We start from the raw sequence: 2,984 nt of genomic DNA, 5'->3' as shown, positions 1-2,984 counted from the left end.
GAGGACGCGCAGGGGCCGCAGGTTGGTGGCGTCGAGCAGTACCACGGCCGAGCCACAGGCAGCCGCGAGGAGGCGGCCGGCGATGGCGACGCTGCTGATCGAGCCGGAGGGCAGGGTCATGAGGTCGACGGGGTCACGGCCCACGATCGCGGCGGGGACGAGTTCGGGGATGCCGGCTGTCGCGGGATCGATGGTGGGCTGGAGCAACGCGGCGCCGGTCCATCGGCTGCCGGCCAGCCGGGCCCCGGTGAGGTCCGGGCGGACCAGCAGAGCCCCGGTCAGGTCCGCGCGGCTCAGATCGGCGTCAGTGAGGTCCGGACGGGTCAGCACCGCATCCGACAGGTTCGCCCCGGCCAGGTCGGCGCCGGTCAGGTCCGGCTGGTGCAGGCGCGCGCCGGCCAGGTTTGCCCTGGTCAGGTCGGCGTAGCGCAGGTTCCGGCCGTTGAGATCCTGGCCACGCAGGTCCCGGCCGGCCAACTGGGCGTCTTCGGCTTGCACCTCCAGTTTCCGGGCGATACGCAGGGCGTTGCGTTGGGCGGTGCTGCCTGCTCCCTGCGTGGCCAGCATGTCCCGAGCCCACTGTTCCAACACGGTCCGGTTGGCGATGCCATGGAGGAAGTCGACCATCAGGTCGGACATCTCCCGGCTGGTCAGCAGCTCCGGCCCAGTGCCGTCGGTGCCGCCGGCGGTGAGCTGTCCGGCGGCCTGGACCGCGACGAGGTATTCCATCACCGAGCGGTGCACGAACCGGAAGGTGCCCTCGGAGGTGCGCACAAGCAGGCTGCCGGAGCCCACGATGAACGTGGCCTGGGCGGCGTCCAGTTTGACCGTTTCGAGGTCGGTCAGGGTCGCCTGAACCGTCGCAGACAGGCCGGACAGATCGGTGGTCTCCTGGGCCGCGGTCCAGAGAACGATCGCGAGGGCGTCAACGGCTTGGCGCAGCTGGTCAATATTGAGGGTCTGGTAGGCGCCTCGGGTTGGCTGGCGGCGGCCCACCTCGTATCTGAGCCAGCGGTCGACCAGTTTCTGGTAGAGATCGGCGGAGGTAATCGTACCGTCGGCGGTGCGGGCGGCCTCCAGCTCGGCTTCGTCCAGCTCGGCGATGAACCCGAGCATGCGGGGGTTGGCCGACAGCCCCAGCAGGTCATCGATCGACCCGATCAGCTTCAGGCGGGCGTCGGCCTGCCGGCGGGCCTCCACCCACAGGGAGGCGTCGTCTCGTTCCGTCTGGCCGGCCCCGATGCTCTGCTGCTCGGCGGCGGTGAGTTTCTGGTGGAACAGGAGGCTGAGGAACTCCCGGATCTGCTCATGATCGAAGTCCGCCAGGTGGATCTCTCGGCTGGCGGCCTGCAGTTGCACGGTGGCGCCGAGTTCGGTGCGGTGCTGGTCATCGGTCAGGAAGTGCTGGGTGCGGCTGGTCAGCACGACCTTCGCCCGGTCGGTGACCGCGGACAACACCGTTTTGAGGTGTTCGGCGGCCCGGTCGTAGGTGACCCGTAAAGCCAGTTCGTCGAAGCCGTCGAACAGCAGCACGGCTTTGCCCTGGTCGACCATGCGGCGCACCGCCCGCACGCTGACGCCGTCCTCGTCGCTCTTGGTCAGGTGCAGGGCGAGCAGGTCGTCGACGGAGTGGCTCTTCTCCAACGCGCCCAGCTCGACGAGCAGGGGAATGATCTGTGGCAGTTCGGTGGGCAGGCGCCGGGCCAGTTCGCGTAGCAGGAAGCTTTTGCCGTGGCCGAAGTCGCCGAGCACGAGCAGGAACCGGGCGTCCTCGACATCGAGCCAGTCGCGCATGGCGATGAACACGTCGTTCTGCACGACACCGTGCTGTCCGGGCCGGGCGATGGGGCCGGCGACGGTGAACCGCTGGGGCACATACAGGCCGGGTGGGTACGTCGGGTCGTCGGCGAGGCGCCGGGCCTGACGGTCCAGGTAGCGGTGGGGATTCCAGCGGCCCTCGAACTCGGCGAGGCTGTAGATCCGGATCCGGTGGCGGCGGGCCTGCCGAAAAACCTCCTCCGCCGGTGGCTTTCCGAGATGGACCAGTTCGGAGTCCACCCACTCGTCCATCGGCAGGTAGACCGGGGTGATGATCTGTTGGCGAAAACCGGTCACCGCGTCCATGTCGGGTGGCTCGACGCTGACCGCGACCGGCCAGCGCTGCCGTTCCCCACCGCGCTGTCCGTCCACGCTCACATACGGCATACCCCCGCCGCGGGCGATCTGCTCGACGGTGGCGCCCGGGTAGCGTGACCGGCAGGCCTGGGTGACCAGGTCCAGCAGGCGGCCGGTCAGCTGCTCGTAGTCCGGCCCCGGATACGGTGGCGGCGACCCGCCACCACCGGCCGTACCGGGATAGGTCGGTGGGGTCGTGGGCAGCTTTTCACCGTTGACGGCCGCGCGCAGCTCGGTCAGCAGTGTATGCCGGGCCTCGGTGGCGGAGAGGTCCACCAGGCTGATCCGGCTGAACGGCCGCATCAGCGGCGGCGTCTCGCAGGCCGTGACCCGGACCGGGATCAGTGTTCGCCGCCCCTTGACCGCGTCGACGAGGGCGGCGTTCAGCTCGGCGTCGCACCACTTCGAGTGCAGGTAGGCCGGGGAGAGAATCGCCAGCACGCAGCCGGCGGCGGCGAGCTCCGCGTTGATCCAGTTGACGAAGTTGCCGCCGGGGACCGAGTGCCAGGCCTGCAACTGGGGCCGGTAGCCCGCTTCCCGCAGCTGCCAGGCGATCCACACCGCCCATGGTTCATCCACTCCGGTGTAGCTGATGAAGACTGTAACCTTGTTATCGCCTATCGTAACTTCGGTGTCGGTATGTCCCCCCGCGTTCACCGCTTCATGATGACAGCCGTCCTCTGGTGGGCGGCCCGCTGCTCCGGCCGGCGGTCGCTATCGGGCGGACGATACGGATCGTCACCAATTGTTACAACGGGGAGTCAGGTTGGCCGTCTTCGTCCCGGGGTGTGATCGTCGCGGTCAGTTCC

The 2,984-nt window shown here is 68.9% G+C and carries 1 protein-coding gene; it reads right to left on the bottom strand.

Going from position 1 to position 2,984, the window contains the following annotated elements; translation table 11 throughout:
• Positions 1-2,832, bottom strand: a 2,832-nt coding sequence (locus NBW84_RS18370; protein WP_445548758.1) for a TIR domain-containing protein, incomplete at its 3' end; no start/stop codon positions are given.
• Positions 2,833-2,984 lie beyond the last annotated feature (152 nt).

Source organism: Protofrankia sp. CiP1_Cm_nod2 (genome assembly GCF_920664355.1).
Lineage (GTDB): Bacteria > Actinomycetota > Actinomycetes > Frankiales > Frankiaceae > Protofrankia.
The sequence above is the reverse complement of the archived record's forward strand: the minus strand, read 5'-3'. Positions and strand labels throughout refer to the sequence as shown.